Raw genomic sequence first — 15,204 nt, forward strand, 5'->3', positions numbered from 1 at the left:
CTGTCTCGGACGGCTTGCCGTCCCCCGCTTTTCCTCCCTGAGCGGGTGCCTTGATGTGTGACAGCAAAAGGGCTTCCCAGGCCCGGCGTTTTTCGACGCCGGGCTTTTTTTTGGCCTCGGCGGGCGGGCGCGGGAGGGCGCCGGGCCCTGGCCGGGTCGCGGCCCCCGGGGCTGGAACGCATTCGTACACTGCCGCTCATGCTCTGGGTCAAGTCCTTCCACATCGTCTTCGTCGCCAGCTGGTTCGCGGGCCTGTTCTACCTGCCGCGCATCTTCGTGAACCTGGCCATGGTGCCGCCCGAGTCGGTGGCCGAGCGCGAGCGCCTGCTGACGATGGCGCGCAAGCTCAGGCGTTTCACGTCCTTCCTCGCCGTGCCGGCGCTGGGCTTCGGTCTGTGGCTGTGGCTGGGCTACGGCATCGGCCGCGGCGCGGGCAACGGCTGGCTGCATGCCAAACTGGCCCTGGTGCTGCTGGTGCTGGGCTACCAGCATGGCTGCGCGGTGCTGCTGCGCCGCTTCGTCGCCGGGCAGAACCGGCGCAGCCATCGCTGGTACCGTGTCTTCAACGAGGTGCCCGTGCTGCTGCTGCTGGGCATCGTCGTGCTGGCGGTGGTCAAGCCCTTCTGAGCCGGCCTGTGCGGCGCCGCCTGATGCCCGTCGTGCAGCCGTGACCGGCCCGGGCCACAAATCCGCCGCCTGGCCGCTGGCGCTGAGCTATGCGGCGCTGATCGTCTATGCCAGCCTGTTCCCGTTCACGGGCTGGCGCGACCAGGGGCTGCCCCCCTGGTCCTACCTGTCCGCGCCCTGGCCGCGCTGGTGGACCGGCTTCGATCTGGGCATCAACGTGGTCGGCTACCTGCCGCTGGGTTTTCTGCTGGCGGTGGCGGTGCTGCGTTCCCGGCCGCTGTGGCGGGCCGGGCCCGCGGTGGCCGTGGCGGTGGGCGGCCTGGGAGGCGCGCTGCTGTCCTTCGTGATGGAGGCGCTGCAGAGCTATCTGCCGGCGCGCATCCCGTCGAATCTGGACCTCGGCCTCAACGCGGCCGGCGCGCTGGGCGGGGCCGTCGTTGCGGCCGGCCTGGTGCGCATCGGCCTGATCTCGCGCTGGCAGCGCGCGCGGGGGCGCTGGTTCGTGGACGAGTCGCGCGGGGCGCTGGTCTTGCTGGCGCTGTGGCCGCCCGCGCTGCTGTTCCCGCCGGCCGTGCCCTTCGGCCTGGGCCAGGTCTTCGAGCGGCTGGAGGAGGCGGTCGCGGTCTGGCTGACGGACACGCCCTTCCTGGAATGGCTGCCGGTGCGCCAGTTCGAACTGCAGCCGCTGGTGCCGGCGGGCGAGATGCTCTGCGTCGCGCTGGGGCTGCTGGTGCCCTGCCTGCTGGCCTTCACCGTCGCGCGATCGCTGCCGCGCCGGGCGCTGCTGGCGGCGGGTGTGCTGGCGGCCGGTACCGCCGCCAGTGCGCTGTCGGCAGCGCTCAGCTGGGGGCCCGTGCATGCCTGGGCCTGGGTCGGCCCGCCCGTGTGGGCCGGCGGGGTGCTCGCCGTGCTGGTGATGGGCGCGCTGCTGCGCGTGCCGCGGCGGCTCGGCATGGTGCTGCTGCTGCTCGCCACCGCGCTGCACCTGAGCCTGCTGAACCAGGCCCCGCTCAACGCCTATTTCGCCCTCACCCTGGCCACCTGGGAGCAGGGGCGCTTCATCCGCTTCCATGGGCTGGCGCAGTGGCTGGGCTGGCTGTGGCCCTTCGCGGTGATCCTCTATGCCGGCGTTGCGCTGTCGCGCCGGCCGGCGCCCACTGCAGCCGCGTAGGTTCTCGCAGCGGCCACCGGCCCATCGTCCGCCGGACGGCGCGCGCACGGGGCCAGGCGGCTCCCTACAATGCCCGCATGTCTGCACCCCCTGCCGACGGCTACTACGCCCGCCACATTTTCTTTTGCCTCAACGAGCGGAAAAACGGAGAAGACTCCTGCGCCCGGCATGATGCGCAGGCCGGTTTCGACCATTGCAAGTCGCGCGTGAAGGCCGAGGGCCTGGCCGGCCCGGGCCGCGTGCGCGTGAACAAGGCCGGCTGCCTGGACCGCTGCGCGGGCGGCCCCGTGGCCGTGGTCTATCCGGAAGGCGTCTGGTACAGCTTCGTGGACAAGGAAGACATCGACGAGATCGTCGAGTCCCACCTCAGGAACGGCCGGGTGGTCGAGCGCCTGCGGCTGCCGCCCGACGTGGGCCGCTGACCCCGGGATCGTCGCTGCGCGGCGGAACCTTCGGCCGCGGCCGCGATCTGTCGCCGGGCTTCGGCCTGTTTCCTGGCTTTTCTCTTTCCCATTGGCTCACTTCATGAACGCGCAGACTGAAAAGCTCTTGCTGCAAGGCGCTGCCGGCGCCGTGGAGGCCCTGCGCGACCCGCCCGCCGACGGCAGGGCTTCGGTCGGCGTGGCCGTCATCGCGCATCCCCATCCGCTGTTCGGCGGCACCATGGACAACAAGGTGGTCCAGACGCTCGCCCGTGCGTTCGTGGCCTGCGGCTGGACCGCGGTGCGCTTCAACTTCCGCGGCGTGGGCGCCAGCGAGGGCGTGCATGACGAGGGCCGCGGCGAGGCGCAGGACTTTCTGCGCGTGGTGGAGCAGGTGGCGCCGCAGGGTCCGCTGGCCATCGCCGGCTTCTCCTTCGGCGCCTTCGTCGCCAGCCAGGCGCTGCAGGCCTTGTGGGCCGACCGCGACATCCGGCAGGCCGTGCTGGTGGGCACCGCGGCTTCCCGTTTTTCCGTGGCCGCCCTGCCGCCCGAGGCCCATGAGCGCACCCTGGTCGTGCACGGCGAGCAGGACGACACGGTGCCCCTGTCCGCCGTCATGGACTGGGCCCGCCCGCAGTCACTTCCCGTGACAGTGATTCCCGGGGGGGGCCATTTCTTTCACGGACAATTGCCGCTGCTCAAGACCCTGGTGGCGCGCCATCTGCGCGCCTGAGGCCCGCCTGCCGCATCGGTCCCGTCGACCGCGCCCGCCTGGGCGCGGCCCCTGCCTTTCTCATCCTCGTGCTCCCGATGATCCGACTCTCCGCAATGCGCCGCTGGCTGGCGCTGGCCGTCATCACTTTCGCCGTCTCCTGGGCCCATGCCCAGGGCGCCCCGCAACCGCCCGAAGTGGCGGCCCGCGCGTACCTGCTGGTGGACGTCACGGCCAACCAGGTGCTGGCGCAAAAGGACATCGACATGCCGGTCGAGCCGGCGTCGCTGACCAAGCTGATGAGCGCCTACCTGGTCTTCGACGCGCTCAAGTCCAAGAAGATCACGCTGACCCAGACACTGCCGGTGAGCGAGCGCGCCTGGAAGATGCCGGGCTCGCGCATGTTCATCGACCCGAAGATGCAGGTGCCGGTGGACGACCTGATCAAGGGCATGATCGTGCAGTCGGGCAATGACGCCACCGTGGCGCTGGCCGAAGGCGTGGGCGGCTCGGTGGAGCACTTCGTGCACCTGATGAACGAGCAGGCCAAGGCGCTGGGCATGAAGAACACGGGCTACGCCAATCCTGAGGGCCTGACCGCACCCGGCCACACGACCACGGCGCGCGACCTCAGCATCCTGGCCACCCGGCTGATGCGCGACTTTCCGGAGTACACGCACTATTACTCGATCAAGAAGTACCGCTACCCCGGCACGCCCTCGACCAACGACACCAACCGCAACCTGCTGCTGTTCCGCGACCCGACGGTGGATGGCCTGAAGACCGGCCACACCAATGCGGCGGGCTACTGCATGATCGTCACGGCCAAGCGCGACTTCCCGAACCTGCCGGGCGGCCGTCGCCTGCTGTCCATCGTGCTGGGCGCCAGCAGCGAAGCCGTGCGCGCCAACGAATCGCAGAAGCTGCTGAACTGGGGCTACACCGCCTTCGACGCGGTGCGCCTGTTCGACGCCAACCAGGCCGTGGCCACGCCGCAGGTCTGGAAGGGCAAGGCCAGCACCGCCAAGCTGGGGCGCACGGAGCCGATCGTCGTCACGGTGCCTTCGGGCAGCGCCTCGCGCGTGAGCACGCAGGTGGTGCGGCCCGATCCGCTGATGGCGCCGCTGGCCAGGAACCAGGCGCTCGGCAGCCTGAAGATCTCGCTGGGCGACCAGGCGCTGGCGGAAGTGCCACTGGTGGTGCTGGAGCCGGTGGAGCAGGCGGGCGTGCTCGGCCGTGCCTGGGACGCGGTGCGGCTCTGGATCAAGTAGGAACGGCCGCGAGCTGCCTGCCAGGCCTTCGCGGCGCAGGGCCTTGGCCCCCCGCTGGGCCAAAGGCTTGCAGCCACAGCCCGCTGATTGCTAGAATCGCGGGCTTTTCGGAATTTTCCGAAGGGTTTCACGTTTTCGTTTCCCGGGGGTGTCTGGCTTCGCAGCCATGGGCCCTGCGGCCTGTCACGGGGCTGTCGGGAGTTTTTGGGACTATTCATTCATGCCAACGATCAATCAACTGGTGCGCCAGGGTCGCGAGGTCGAAACGACCAAGTCGAAGAGCCCTGCCATGCAGAACTCGCCGCAACGCCGCGGCGTCTGCACCCGGGTCTACACCACGACCCCCAAGAAGCCGAACTCCGCTCTGCGCAAGGTCGCCAAGGTGCGCCTGACCAACGGTTTCGAAGTCATTTCCTACATCGGCGGTGAAGGCCACAATCTCCAGGAACACAGCGTGGTGCTGGTTCGCGGCGGCCGGGTCAAGGACTTGCCCGGTGTTCGCTACCACATCGTGCGCGGTTCGCTGGACCTGCAGGGCGTGAAGGATCGCAAGCAGGCCCGTTCGAAGTACGGCGCCAAGCGTCCCAAGAAGGCCTGATCGGGCTTTCCCGGTTCGTTTTCATTCGGTGTTCGGCTGCCCTGGCAGGCGGTGCGAACGTAGTGACCCCGAACGCAGAGGTCTGCGTGGGTCGAGTAAGTGAGAGTCCTGATGGCTCTCGCGGCGTCGCCGGAAGGCGGTGCCAACTGAAGCAAAGAGGTTCAGAAAAATGCCACGTCGTCGCGAAGTCCCCAAACGTGAAATCCTGCCGGATCCCAAGTACGGCAATGTCGAGCTGTCCAAGTTCATGAACGTGATCATGGAAGGCGGCAAGAAGGCAGTCGCCGAGCGCATCATCTATGGCGCGCTCGACTTCATCGAGAAGAAGAACCCCGGCAAAGATCCGCTGGAAGCCTTCACCATCGCCATCAACAACGTCAAGCCGATGGTCGAAGTGAAGTCGCGCCGCGTGGGCGGTGCGAACTACCAGGTGCCGGTCGAGGTGCGCCCCGTGCGCCGCCTGGCGCTGTCGATGCGCTGGATCAAGGAAGCCGCCCGCAAGCGCGGCGAGAAGTCGATGGCCCTTCGCCTGGCCAACGAACTGATGGAAGCCACGGAAGGCCGTGGCGGCGCGATGAAGAAGCGCGACGAAGTGCACCGCATGGCCGACGCCAACAAGGCGTTCAGCCACTTCCGCTTCTGATCTCCATCCTCACCCAACCCTACGGCCGGGAGCCCGACCTGTCCTTCCGACAGGCGGGCTCTCTGCGATTCACGGAGTAATTTCTCATGGCCCGTAAAACCCCCATCGAGCGCTACCGCAACATCGGTATCTCGGCGCACATCGACGCTGGCAAGACCACGACGACCGAGCGCATCCTGTTCTACACCGGCGTGAACCACAAGATCGGTGAAGTGCACGATGGCGCGGCCACGATGGACTGGATGGAGCAGGAACAGGAGCGCGGCATCACGATCACGTCCGCGGCCACCACCTGCTTCTGGAAGGGCATGGACCTGTCCTATCCCGAACACCGCTTCAACATCATCGACACCCCCGGCCACGTGGACTTCACCATCGAGGTGGAGCGCTCCATGCGCGTGCTGGACGGCGCCTGCATGGTGTACTGCGCCGTGGGCGGCGTGCAGCCCCAGTCGGAAACCGTCTGGCGCCAGGCCAACAAGTACAAGGTGCCCCGCCTGGCCTTCGTGAACAAGATGGACCGCACCGGCGCCAACTTCTTCAAGGTCTACGAGCAGATGCGCGTGCGCCTGAAGGCCAACCCCGTGCCGATCGTGATCCCGATCGGTGCCGAGGACAACTTCAAGGGCGTGGTCGACCTGCTCAAGATGAAGGCCATCATCTGGGACGAAGCCTCCCAGGGCATGAAGTTCGAGTACCAGGACATTCCTGCGGATCTCCAGGCGACCGCCAAGGAGTGGCGCGAGAAGATGGTCGAGGCGGCTGCCGAGGCCAGCGAAGAGCTGATGAACAAGTACCTGGAAGAGGGCGACCTCACTGAGGAAGAAATCAAGCTCGCCATCCGTACGCGCACCATCGCCACGGAAATCCAGCCCATGCTGTGCGGCACGGCCTTCAAGAACAAGGGCGTGCAGCGCATGCTGGACGCCGTGATCGATTTCCTGCCCTCGCCGGTGGACATCCCCCCGGTGGCCGGCACGGACGAGAACGAGAACGAAGTGACCCGCAAGGCCGACGACGGCGAGAAGTTCTCGTCGCTGGCCTTCAAGCTGATGACCGACCCCTTCGTCGGCCAGCTGACCTTCGTGCGCGTGTACTCGGGCGTCCTGTCCAAGGGCGACACCGTCTACAACGCCGTCAAGGGCAAGAAGGAGCGCATCGGCCGCATCGTGCAGATGCATGCCAACGAGCGGCTGGAAGTGGACGAGATCCGCGCCGGCGACATCGCCGCCTGCGTGGGCCTGAAGGACGTGACCACGGGCGAAACCCTGTGCGATCCCGACTCCATCGTGACGCTGGAACGCATGGTGTTCCCCGAGCCCGTGATCGCGCAGGCCGTGGAGCCCAAGTCCAAGGCCGACCAGGAGAAGATGGGCATCGCCCTGTCGCGCCTGGCCGCTGAAGACCCGTCCTTCCGCGTGCGCACCGACGAGGAATCCGGCCAGACCATCATCGCCGGCATGGGCGAGCTGCACCTGGAAATCATCGTGGACCGCATGAAGCGCGAGTTCAACGTGGAAGCCAACGTGGGCAAGCCCCAGGTGGCCTACCGCGAAACCGTGCGCAAGCAGGTCACCGACGTCGAAGGCAAGTTCGTGCGCCAGTCCGGCGGCAAGGGCCAGTACGGCCACGTCGTGTTCACTCTGGAGCCGCAGGAAGCCGGCAAGGGCTTCGAGTTCGTCGACGCCATCAAGGGCGGCGTGGTGCCGCGCGAGTACATCCCGGCGGTGGAAAAGGGCGTGGTCGAAGCCCTGAACACCGGCGTGCTGGCGGGCTACCCCGTGGTGGACGTGAAGGTCACGCTGACCTTCGGTTCGTACCACGACGTGGACTCGTCGGAACAGGCGTTCAAGATGGCCGCCATCTTCGGCTTCAAGGAAGCGGCCCGCAAGGCCAATCCCGTCATCCTCGAGCCGATGATGGCCGTGGAAGTGGAAACGCCCGAAGACTACGCCGGTACCGTGATGGGCGACCTGTCGTCCCGCCGCGGCATGGTGCAGGGCATGGACGACATGGCCGGCGGCGGCAAGGTCATCCGCGCCGAAGTGCCGATGTCGGAGATGTTCGGCTACGCCACCACGCTGCGTTCCATGACGCAGGGCCGCGCCACGTACACGATGGAGTTCAAGCACTACGCCGAAGCTCCGCGCAACGTGTCCGAAGCCATCGTGGCCGCGCGCGCCAAGTAAAAAGCGTTCAGCCGTCCGGGCGCAGGCCCGGGCGGCTTTTTCCTGTCTGCGATCCGGTGCCGTCCTGTGCCCGTGCGGGGCGATCCAGCAACCGGATGCAGACATAAAACCCTCACACGGGCCATTGCTCTTTCAAGGATTGAAAAATGGCAAAAGGTAAGTTCGAGCGCACCAAGCCGCACGTGAACGTGGGCACGATCGGTCACGTGGACCATGGCAAGACGACGCTGACGGCGGCGATCGCCACGGTGCTGTCGGCCAAGTTCGGCGGCGAAGCCAAGAAGTACGACGAAATCGACGCGGCACCCGAAGAAAAGGCGCGCGGCATCACCATCAACACCGCCCACGTCGAGTACGAGACGCAGAACCGTCACTACGCCCACGTGGACTGCCCCGGCCACGCCGACTACGTCAAGAACATGATCACCGGCGCTGCCCAGATGGACGGCGCCATCCTGGTGTGCTCGGCCGCCGACGGCCCGATGCCCCAGACCCGTGAGCACATCCTGCTGGCGCGCCAGGTGGGCGTGCCCTACATCATCGTGTTCCTGAACAAGTGCGACATGGTCGACGACGCCGAGCTGCTCGAGCTGGTCGAAATGGAAGTGCGCGAACTGCTGGACAAGTACGACTTCCCCGGCGACGACACCCCCATCATCCACGGCTCGGCCAAGCTGGCCCTGGAAGGCGACAAGGGCAAGCTGGGCGAAGAAGCCATCATGAAGCTGGCCGACGCGCTGGACACCTACATCCCCACGCCCGAGCGTGCCGTGGATGGTGCCTTCCTGATGCCCGTGGAAGACGTGTTCTCGATCTCCGGCCGCGGCACCGTGGTGACCGGCCGTATCGAGCGCGGCGTCATCAAGGTCGGCGAGGAAATCGAAATCGTCGGCATTCGTGACCTGCAAAAGACCACCGTCACCGGCGTGGAAATGTTCCGCAAGCTGCTGGACCAGGGCCAGGCCGGCGACAACGTGGGTCTGCTGCTGCGCGGCACCAAGCGCGAGGAAGTCGAGCGCGGCCAAGTGCTGGCCAAGCCCGCCTCGATCAAGCCGCACACGCACTTCACCGCCGAGGTGTACGTGCTGAGCAAGGACGAAGGCGGCCGTCACACGCCGTTCTTCAACAACTACCGTCCGCAGTTCTACTTCCGCACGACCGACGTCACCGGCGCCATCGAGCTGCCCAAGGACAAGGAAATGGTCATGCCCGGCGACAACGTGTCGATCACCGTCAAGCTGATCGCGCCGATCGCCATGGAAGAAGGCCTGCGCTTCGCCATCCGCGAAGGCGGCCGCACCGTGGGTGCGGGCGTGGTGGCCAAGATCATCGAATAAGGATGAGCGCCATGGCCAACAAGCAAAAGATCCGCATCCGCCTCAAGGCGTTCGACTACAAGCTCATCGACCAGTCGGCCGCCGAGATCGTGGACACCGCCAAGCGCACCGGCGCCATCGTCAAGGGTCCCGTGCCCCTGCCGACGCGCATGAAGCGCTTCGACATCCTGCGCTCGCCGCACGTGAACAAGTCCAGCCGCGACCAGTTCGAGATCCGCACCCACCAGCGCCTGATGGACATCGTCGACCCCACCGACAAGACCGTGGACGCGCTGATGAAGCTGGACCTGCCGGCCGGCGTCGACGTCGAGATCAAGCTGCAGTAAATGGCAGCGCAGGCCTTCGGGCCTGCCCCTGGAGCCCGGTCGCTCGCGTGGCCGGGCTTTTTTTGTTCTTGGCGCCGGGGCCGATGTCTGCGGGCCAGAACAGGGCTTGCACAAAAAGATGGCAGCGCAGTAGAATCGCGGGCTCTGCTTTTTTGCGGTCGTTCGCCCATGGTTTTTCCGAGGGCGGGTCGCAGGCGGCAGGGTCCTATCAACCTTCTCTCGCTGGCGAGCGGCCGGTGCCCATCGGGTGCAGGCCTCGGGGCCGAACGCTGTCGCCAATTGAAGTGGCAGCGGCGAGAGTTTCGGAGAAACAACATGAGTCAAAGCAACTCCCTCGGGTTGCTGGGCCGCAAGGTGGGCATGATGCGCCTCTTCACCGACGACGGGGACGCAGTGCCCGTCACGGTGGTGGACGTGTCCAACAACCGCGTGACCCAGGTCAAGACCCAAGAGAACGACGGCTACGTCGCTCTGCAGGTGACGTTCGGTTCGCGCAAGGCCTCCCGCGTGACCAAGCCGCAGGCCGGCCACCTGGCCAAGGCTGGCGTCGAAGCCGGCGAAATCATCCGTGAGTTCCGCGTGAGCGCCGAAACGGCCGCCCAGCACCAGGCTGGCGCCGTGATCGCTGCACAAGGCGTCTTCGCCGCCGGCCAGAAGGTCGACGTGCAGGGCACCTCGATCGGCAAGGGCTTCGCCGGCACGATCAAGCGCCACAACTTCGGTTCGCAGCGCGCATCGCACGGCAACAGCCGCTCGCACAACGTTCCTGGTTCCATCTCGATGGCGCAGGACCCGGGGCGCGTGTTCCCGGGCAAGAAGATGACCGGCCACATGGGCGACGAGACCGTGACCACCCAGAACCTGGACGTGGTGCGCGTGGACGAAGCTCGCCAGCTGCTGCTGATCAAGGGCGCGATTCCGGGTTCGAAGGGTGGCTTCGTCACCGTGCGTCCCGCCGTCAAGGCCAAGCCGCAAGCGGCTGAAGGAGCGAAGTAATGGAACTCGAACTCCTGAATGAACAGGGCCAGGCCGCGTCGAAGTACGATGCGCCCGAGACCGTGTTCGGTCGTGCTTACAACGAAGACCTGATCCATCAGATCGTCGTGGCCTACCAGGCCAACGCGCGCCAGGGCACCCGTGCCCAGAAGGACCGCGAACAGGTCAAGCACTCGACCAAGAAGCCGTTCAAGCAAAAGGGAACGGGCCGTGCCCGTGCCGGTATGACTTCCTCGCCGCTGTGGCGTGGGGGCGGCCGCATCTTCCCGAATATGCCGGACGAGAACTTCACCCAGAAGATCAACAAGAAGATGTACCGCGCCGGCATGGCGTCCATCTTCTCGCAGCTGGTGCGTGAAGGCCGTCTGGCCGTGGTCGACTCCCTGAAGGTCGACTCGCCCAAGACCAAGGCGCTGGCTGCCAAGTTCAAGGCGATGAATCTCGAGTCCGTGCTCGTGATCGCCGAAGAAGTCGACGAAAACCTGTACCTCGCCTCGCGCAACCTGGCCAACGTGCTGGTGGTCGAGCCGCGTTACGCAGACCCGCTGTCGCTGGTGCACTACAAGAAGGTGCTGGTGACCAAGGGCGCTGTCGACAAGCTCAAGGAGATGTTCGCATGAGCCGCGTGAATCCCACTCCCGCCGAGCGGAAGTTCGACGAAGGCCGTCTCATGAACGTGCTGGTCGCCCCGATCGTGTCCGAAAAGGCCACGATGGTCGGCGAGAAGTCGAACGCCGTGACTTTCAAGGTGCTGCAGGACGCCACCAAGCCCGAGATCAAGGCCGCCGTTGAGCTGATGTTCAAGGTCGAGGTCAAGGGTGTGTCCGTCACCAACATCAAGGGCAAGACCAAGCGCTTCGGCCGCTCGGTGGGCCGCCGCGACAACGTTCGCAAGGCCTACGTGACGCTCAAGCCCGGTCAGGAGCTCAACCTTGTTTCGGAGGCCGCGTAATCATGGCCGTCATCAAGCTCAAGCCGACCACGCCGGGTCAACGCGGTGCCGTCAAGATCTCGCGCGACCACCTGCACAAGGGTGAAGGCTACGCGCCGCTGCTGGAGCCCCAGTTCCAGAAGGCCGGCCGTAACAACAACGGTCACATCACCACCCGCCACAAGGGCGGTGGCCACAAGCACCACTACCGTGTGGTGGACTTCAAACGCAACAAGGACGGCATCCCGGCCAAGGTCGAACGCATCGAGTACGACCCCAACCGTTCCGCCCACATCGCGCTGGTGTGCTACGCCGACGGCGAGCGCCGCTACATCATCGCCCCGCGCGGTGTGGAAGCCGGTGCCACGCTGCTGAGCGGCTCGGAAGCCCCGATCCGCGCCGGCAACACGCTGCCGATCCGCAACATCCCCGTGGGTTCGACCATCCACGCGATCGAGCTGCAGCCCGGCAAGGGTGCGCAGGTCGCGCGTTCGGCCGGTGCCTCGGCGACGCTGCTGGCCCGCGAAGGCGTCTACGCCCAGGTGCGCATGCGCTCCGGTGAAGTGCGCCGCATCCACATCGAATGCCGCGCCACCATCGGTGAAGTGGCCAACGAAGAACACAGCCTGCGCCAGTACGGCAAGGCCGGTGCCACCCGCCATCGCGGCATTCGCCCGACCGTCCGCGGCGTGGTGATGAACCCGATCGACCACCCGCACGGTGGTGGTGAAGGCCGCACGGGCGAAGGCCGCCATCCGGTCGACCCATGGGGCAACCTGACGAAGGGTTATCGCACCCGCAACAACAAGCGCACGCAAGTCTTCATCGTGTCGCGTCGCAAGAAGTAAGGGACAGCCATGACTCGCTCTCTCAAAAAGGGTCCTTTCGTCGACCACCACCTGGTCGCCAAGGTTGAAAAGGCCATTGCGACCAAGGACAAGAAGCCGATCAAGACCTGGTCGCGCCGCTCGATGGTGCTGCCCGAGTTCATCGGCCTGACCATTGCCGTGCACAACGGCAAGCAACACGTGCCCGTGTACGTGACCGACCAGATGGTCGGCCACAAGCTGGGCGAGTTCGCACTGACCCGCACCTTCAAGGGTCACCCGGCGGACAAGAAAGCCAAGAAGTAAGGAGCAAGAACATGTCTGAAACACGTGCAGTGCTCCGCGGCGTTCGCCTGTCGGTGGACAAGGGCCGCCTCGTCGCGGACCTGATCCGCGGCAAGAAGGTGGACCAGGCGCTGAACATTCTGGAATTCACCCAGAAGAAGGCTGCCGTCATCGTCAAGAAGGTGCTCGAGTCGGCGATCGCCAACGCCGAGCACAACGACGGTGCCGACATCGACGAACTCCGCGTCAAGACCATCTATGTCGAGCAAGGTGCCACGCTCAAGCGTTTCACCGCGCGCGCCAAGGGCCGCGGCAACCGCATCAGCAAGCCCACGTGCCACGTGTACGTGACGGTCGGCAACTAAGGTCTGGAAGAAACATGGGACAGAAAATCCACCCCACCGGCTTCCGCCTGGCGGTCAGCCGCAACTGGTCCAGCCGTTGGTACGCCAGCGACCGTGACTTCGCCGGCATGCTGGCCGAAGACATCAAGGTGCGCGAGTACCTGAAGAAGAAGCTGAAGAACGCTTCCGTGTCGCGCGTGCTGATCGAGCGCCCCGCCAAGAACGCCCGCATCACCATCTACTCGGCGCGTCCGGGCGTCGTGATCGGCAAGAAGGGCGAGGACATCGAGAACCTGAAGAAGGAACTCGGCAAGCAACTGGGCGTGCCCGTTGCCGTGAACATCGAGGAAGTGCGCAAGCCCGAAGTCGATGCGCAGCTGATCGCCGACTCGATCACCCAGCAGCTCGAAAAGCGCATCATGTTCCGCCGCGCCATGAAGCGCGCGATGCAGAACGCGATGCGCCTGGGCGCCCAGGGCATCAAGATCATGTCCGCCGGCCGCCTGAACGGCATCGAAATCGCACGTACCGAGTGGTACCGCGAAGGCCGCGTGCCGCTGCACACCCTGCGCGCCGACATCGACTACGGCACCTCCGAAGCCAAGACCACCTATGGTGTGATCGGCGTGAAGGTGTGGGTCTACAAGGGCGACACGCTGGGCCGCAGCGATGCGCCGTCGCTGGACAGCACGCCGCGCCCCGAAGGCGAAGAGCGCCGCGGTCCGCGCGGTCCGCGCCGTGACGGCCGCCCGGGCGGCAACGACCGCCGTGGCGGTCCGCGCGCCGGCGGCCGCGGCCTGGGCAGCAATGCTGCGCCGGCCGACGGCAGCGACAAGCCCGCCGAAGCCGCAGACCCCAGCAAGCCCGCCGTTAAGCGCGTCCGCAAAGCCGCGCCCGCTGCAGCAGCGGACGGTGCCAAGACTGAATAAACCCAGTCTTTGAGAAAGACGGAGAAATCAAATGCTGCAACCTGCACGCAGAAAGTTCCGCAAGGAACAGAAAGGCCGCAACACCGGCGTCGCGACCCGGGGCAACTCGGTCGCTTTCGGTGACTTCGGCCTGAAGTCGGTGGATCGGGGCCGCCTGACGGCCCGCCAGATCGAAGCCGCCCGCCGTGCCATCTCGCGCCATGTGAAGCGCGGTGGCCGCATCTGGATCCGCGTGTTCCCCGACAAGCCGATCTCGACCAAGCCCGCCGAAGTCCGGATGGGTAACGGTAAGGGCAACCCCGAGTACTACGTGGCCGAGATCCAGCCGGGCAAGGTCATCTACGAGATCGTCGGCGTGCCCGAAGAACTCGCTCGTGAAGCGTTCCGCCTGGCTGCCGCCAAGCTGCCCCTGCGTACGACCTTCGTCGCACGCCAGCTCGGCGCCTGATCGAGGAGAACACCATGGCAAAGAACAAGCAAACCGCGAAGGTCTCCAAGGCCGCCGCGCTGCGCGAGAAGGACGTGGCTGGCCTGCAGGCCGAAATCAAGGACCTGCAGAAGGCCCATTTCGGTCTGCGCATGCAGAAGGCCACGCAACAGCTGAGCAACAACGCCAGCCTGTCGGTGACCCGCCGCGACATCGCCCGCGCCAAGACCATCCTGGCGCAAAAGCAGGCTGCGGCCCAGTAAGGAGTGAACATGACGGAAGCTCAAAAATCCCTCAAGCGCACCCTGATCGGCAAGGTCGTCAGCGACAAGCGCGCCAAGACGGTGACCGTGCTGGTCGAGCGTCGCGTGAAGCACCCGATCTACGACAAGATCATGATCAAGTCGAGCAAGTACCACGCGCACGACGAGCAAGGTGAGTACCACCTGGGCGATCTGATCGAGATCACGGAGTCGCGTCCGATCTCCAAGTCCAAGAACTGGATCGCCACGCGCCTGGTCGAGAAGGCGGCCGTGGTCTGATTCTGACCCGCGCCTTTCGCCGCCCTGCGGGGATGGCTATTTGAAAACGGCCCACAATGTGGGCCGTTTTCTTTTTTCCGAAGCTCACAAGGACCTCAGACCATGATCAAGATCGGCGACACCCTGCCTGCGACCACGCTGTACGAATACTCGGAGGTGGAGGGCGAAGGCTGCAGCATCGGCCCGAACCCCGTCGACGTCGCCCAGGCGAGCGCGGGCAAGACGATTGCGCTGTTCGCGCTGCCCGGTGCCTTCACCCCCACCTGCTCGGCCAAGCATGTGCCCGGCTACGTGGAGCAGCACGCTGCGTTCCAGGCCGCCGGCGTCGACGAAATCTGGTGCCTGAGCGTGAACGACGCCTTCGTCATGGGCGCCTGGGCGCGCGACCAGAAGACCGCCGGCAAGGTGCGCATGCTGGCCGATGGCAGCGGCGATTTCGCCAAGGCCACGGGCCTGACGCTGGACCTGACGTCGCGCGGCATGGGGGTGCGCAGCAACCGCTATTCGATGCTGGTGAAGGACGGCAAGGTCGTCTCGCTGAACGTGGAAGCCCCGGGGAAGTTCGAAGTCAGCGACGCGGCCACGCTGCTGGCCCAGGCCAAGGGCTGAGCGCTGCAGGGGCTTTGC

At 66.0% G+C, this 15,204-nt stretch carries 21 protein-coding genes; all 21 read left to right on the forward strand.

Annotated features, from left to right (window positions below):
* The first annotated feature begins 198 nt into the window (after window positions 1-198).
* The 21 genes from LG388_RS09105 to LG388_RS09205 all read left to right on the forward strand — a co-directional run bounded on the left by LG388_RS09105 (window position 199) and on the right by LG388_RS09205 (window position 15,186).
* Entirely contained in the window at window positions 199-627 is a 429-nt protein-coding gene (locus tag LG388_RS09105) for a CopD family protein (protein WP_225782493.1), read from the forward strand.
* Between the two features lie 40 nt (window positions 628-667).
* Entirely contained in the window at window positions 668-1,798 is a 1,131-nt protein-coding gene (locus LG388_RS09110; protein ID WP_225782494.1) for a VanZ family protein, read from the forward strand.
* Window positions 1,799-1,875: 77 nt separating this feature from the next.
* Entirely contained in the window at window positions 1,876-2,220 is a 345-nt protein-coding gene (locus LG388_RS09115) for a ferredoxin (protein ID WP_225782495.1), read from the forward strand.
* Window positions 2,221-2,323: 103 nt separating this feature from the next.
* The gene (locus LG388_RS09120; protein ID WP_225782496.1) at window positions 2,324-2,953 is read left to right on the forward strand and encodes an alpha/beta hydrolase; all 630 of its coding nucleotides are present in this window, start codon (window positions 2,324-2,326) and stop codon (window positions 2,951-2,953) included.
* A 77-nt stretch (window positions 2,954-3,030) separates the two neighbouring features.
* On the forward strand, window positions 3,031-4,203 hold the full coding sequence (locus LG388_RS09125) for a D-alanyl-D-alanine carboxypeptidase family protein (protein WP_225782497.1): 1,173 nt from the start codon (window positions 3,031-3,033) through the stop codon (window positions 4,201-4,203).
* A 220-nt stretch (window positions 4,204-4,423) separates the two neighbouring features.
* Window positions 4,424-4,801, forward strand: coding sequence for a 30S ribosomal protein S12 (rpsL, locus tag LG388_RS09130; protein WP_006297701.1), 378 nt, complete (start codon window positions 4,424-4,426; stop codon window positions 4,799-4,801).
* 169 nt (window positions 4,802-4,970) lie between these two features.
* Window positions 4,971-5,444 carry a 30S ribosomal protein S7 gene (gene rpsG, locus LG388_RS09135; RefSeq protein WP_225782498.1) on the forward strand — a complete coding sequence of 158 codons (474 nt, stop codon included), beginning with the start codon at window positions 4,971-4,973 and terminating at the stop codon, window positions 5,442-5,444.
* 86 nt (window positions 5,445-5,530) lie between these two features.
* Entirely contained in the window at window positions 5,531-7,633 is a 2,103-nt protein-coding gene (gene fusA, locus LG388_RS09140) for an elongation factor G (RefSeq protein WP_225782499.1), read from the forward strand.
* 146 nt (window positions 7,634-7,779) lie between these two features.
* The gene (tuf, locus tag LG388_RS09145; protein ID WP_225782407.1) at window positions 7,780-8,970 is read left to right on the forward strand and encodes an elongation factor Tu; all 1,191 of its coding nucleotides are present in this window, start codon (window positions 7,780-7,782) and stop codon (window positions 8,968-8,970) included.
* A gap of 11 nt (window positions 8,971-8,981) precedes the next feature.
* Window positions 8,982-9,296 (forward strand): 30S ribosomal protein S10, encoded by a 315-nt coding sequence (gene rpsJ / locus LG388_RS09150; protein ID WP_225782500.1) that lies wholly within the window; start codon window positions 8,982-8,984, stop codon window positions 9,294-9,296.
* A 315-nt stretch (window positions 9,297-9,611) separates the two neighbouring features.
* A complete protein-coding gene (gene rplC, locus LG388_RS09155; RefSeq protein WP_225782501.1) occupies window positions 9,612-10,292 on the forward strand; it encodes a 50S ribosomal protein L3 in 681 nt (226 codons plus the stop codon).
* The gene (gene rplD, locus LG388_RS09160; protein ID WP_225782502.1) at window positions 10,292-10,912 is read left to right on the forward strand and encodes a 50S ribosomal protein L4; all 621 of its coding nucleotides are present in this window, start codon (window positions 10,292-10,294) and stop codon (window positions 10,910-10,912) included. The genes rplC and rplD overlap by 1 nt, the downstream gene beginning before the upstream one ends.
* The gene (gene rplW / locus LG388_RS09165) at window positions 10,909-11,244 is read left to right on the forward strand and encodes a 50S ribosomal protein L23 (RefSeq protein WP_225782503.1); all 336 of its coding nucleotides are present in this window, start codon (window positions 10,909-10,911) and stop codon (window positions 11,242-11,244) included. Before rplD ends, rplW begins: the two co-directional genes overlap by 4 nt.
* Before the next feature lie 2 nt (window positions 11,245-11,246).
* On the forward strand, window positions 11,247-12,071 hold the full coding sequence (rplB, locus tag LG388_RS09170; RefSeq protein ID WP_225782504.1) for a 50S ribosomal protein L2: 825 nt from the start codon (window positions 11,247-11,249) through the stop codon (window positions 12,069-12,071).
* Window positions 12,072-12,080: 9 nt separating this feature from the next.
* Window positions 12,081-12,356, forward strand: a complete 276-nt coding sequence (gene rpsS, locus LG388_RS09175) for a 30S ribosomal protein S19 (RefSeq protein ID WP_225782505.1) — start codon at window positions 12,081-12,083, stop codon at window positions 12,354-12,356.
* 11 nt (window positions 12,357-12,367) lie between these two features.
* A complete protein-coding gene (rplV, locus tag LG388_RS09180) occupies window positions 12,368-12,700 on the forward strand; it encodes a 50S ribosomal protein L22 (RefSeq protein WP_017758382.1) in 333 nt (110 codons plus the stop codon).
* 14 nt (window positions 12,701-12,714) lie between these two features.
* Complete coding sequence (rpsC, locus tag LG388_RS09185; RefSeq protein ID WP_225782506.1) at window positions 12,715-13,608, forward strand: 30S ribosomal protein S3; 894 nt, start codon at window positions 12,715-12,717, stop codon at window positions 13,606-13,608.
* Window positions 13,609-13,639: 31 nt separating this feature from the next.
* Window positions 13,640-14,056, forward strand: a complete 417-nt coding sequence (rplP, locus tag LG388_RS09190; RefSeq protein WP_017758384.1) for a 50S ribosomal protein L16 — start codon at window positions 13,640-13,642, stop codon at window positions 14,054-14,056.
* Window positions 14,057-14,070: 14 nt separating this feature from the next.
* Entirely contained in the window at window positions 14,071-14,298 is a 228-nt protein-coding gene (gene rpmC / locus LG388_RS09195) for a 50S ribosomal protein L29 (RefSeq protein ID WP_225782507.1), read from the forward strand.
* A gap of 9 nt (window positions 14,299-14,307) precedes the next feature.
* A complete protein-coding gene (gene rpsQ, locus LG388_RS09200) occupies window positions 14,308-14,577 on the forward strand; it encodes a 30S ribosomal protein S17 (protein WP_225782508.1) in 270 nt (89 codons plus the stop codon).
* A 102-nt stretch (window positions 14,578-14,679) separates the two neighbouring features.
* Window positions 14,680-15,186 carry a peroxiredoxin gene (locus LG388_RS09205; protein WP_225782509.1) on the forward strand — a complete coding sequence of 169 codons (507 nt, stop codon included), beginning with the start codon at window positions 14,680-14,682 and terminating at the stop codon, window positions 15,184-15,186.
* The last annotated feature ends 18 nt before the right edge of the window (window positions 15,187-15,204 follow it).

This window comes from Xenophilus sp. Marseille-Q4582 (assembly GCF_916700565.1).
Classification (GTDB): Bacteria; Pseudomonadota; Gammaproteobacteria; order Burkholderiales; family Burkholderiaceae_C; genus Xenophilus.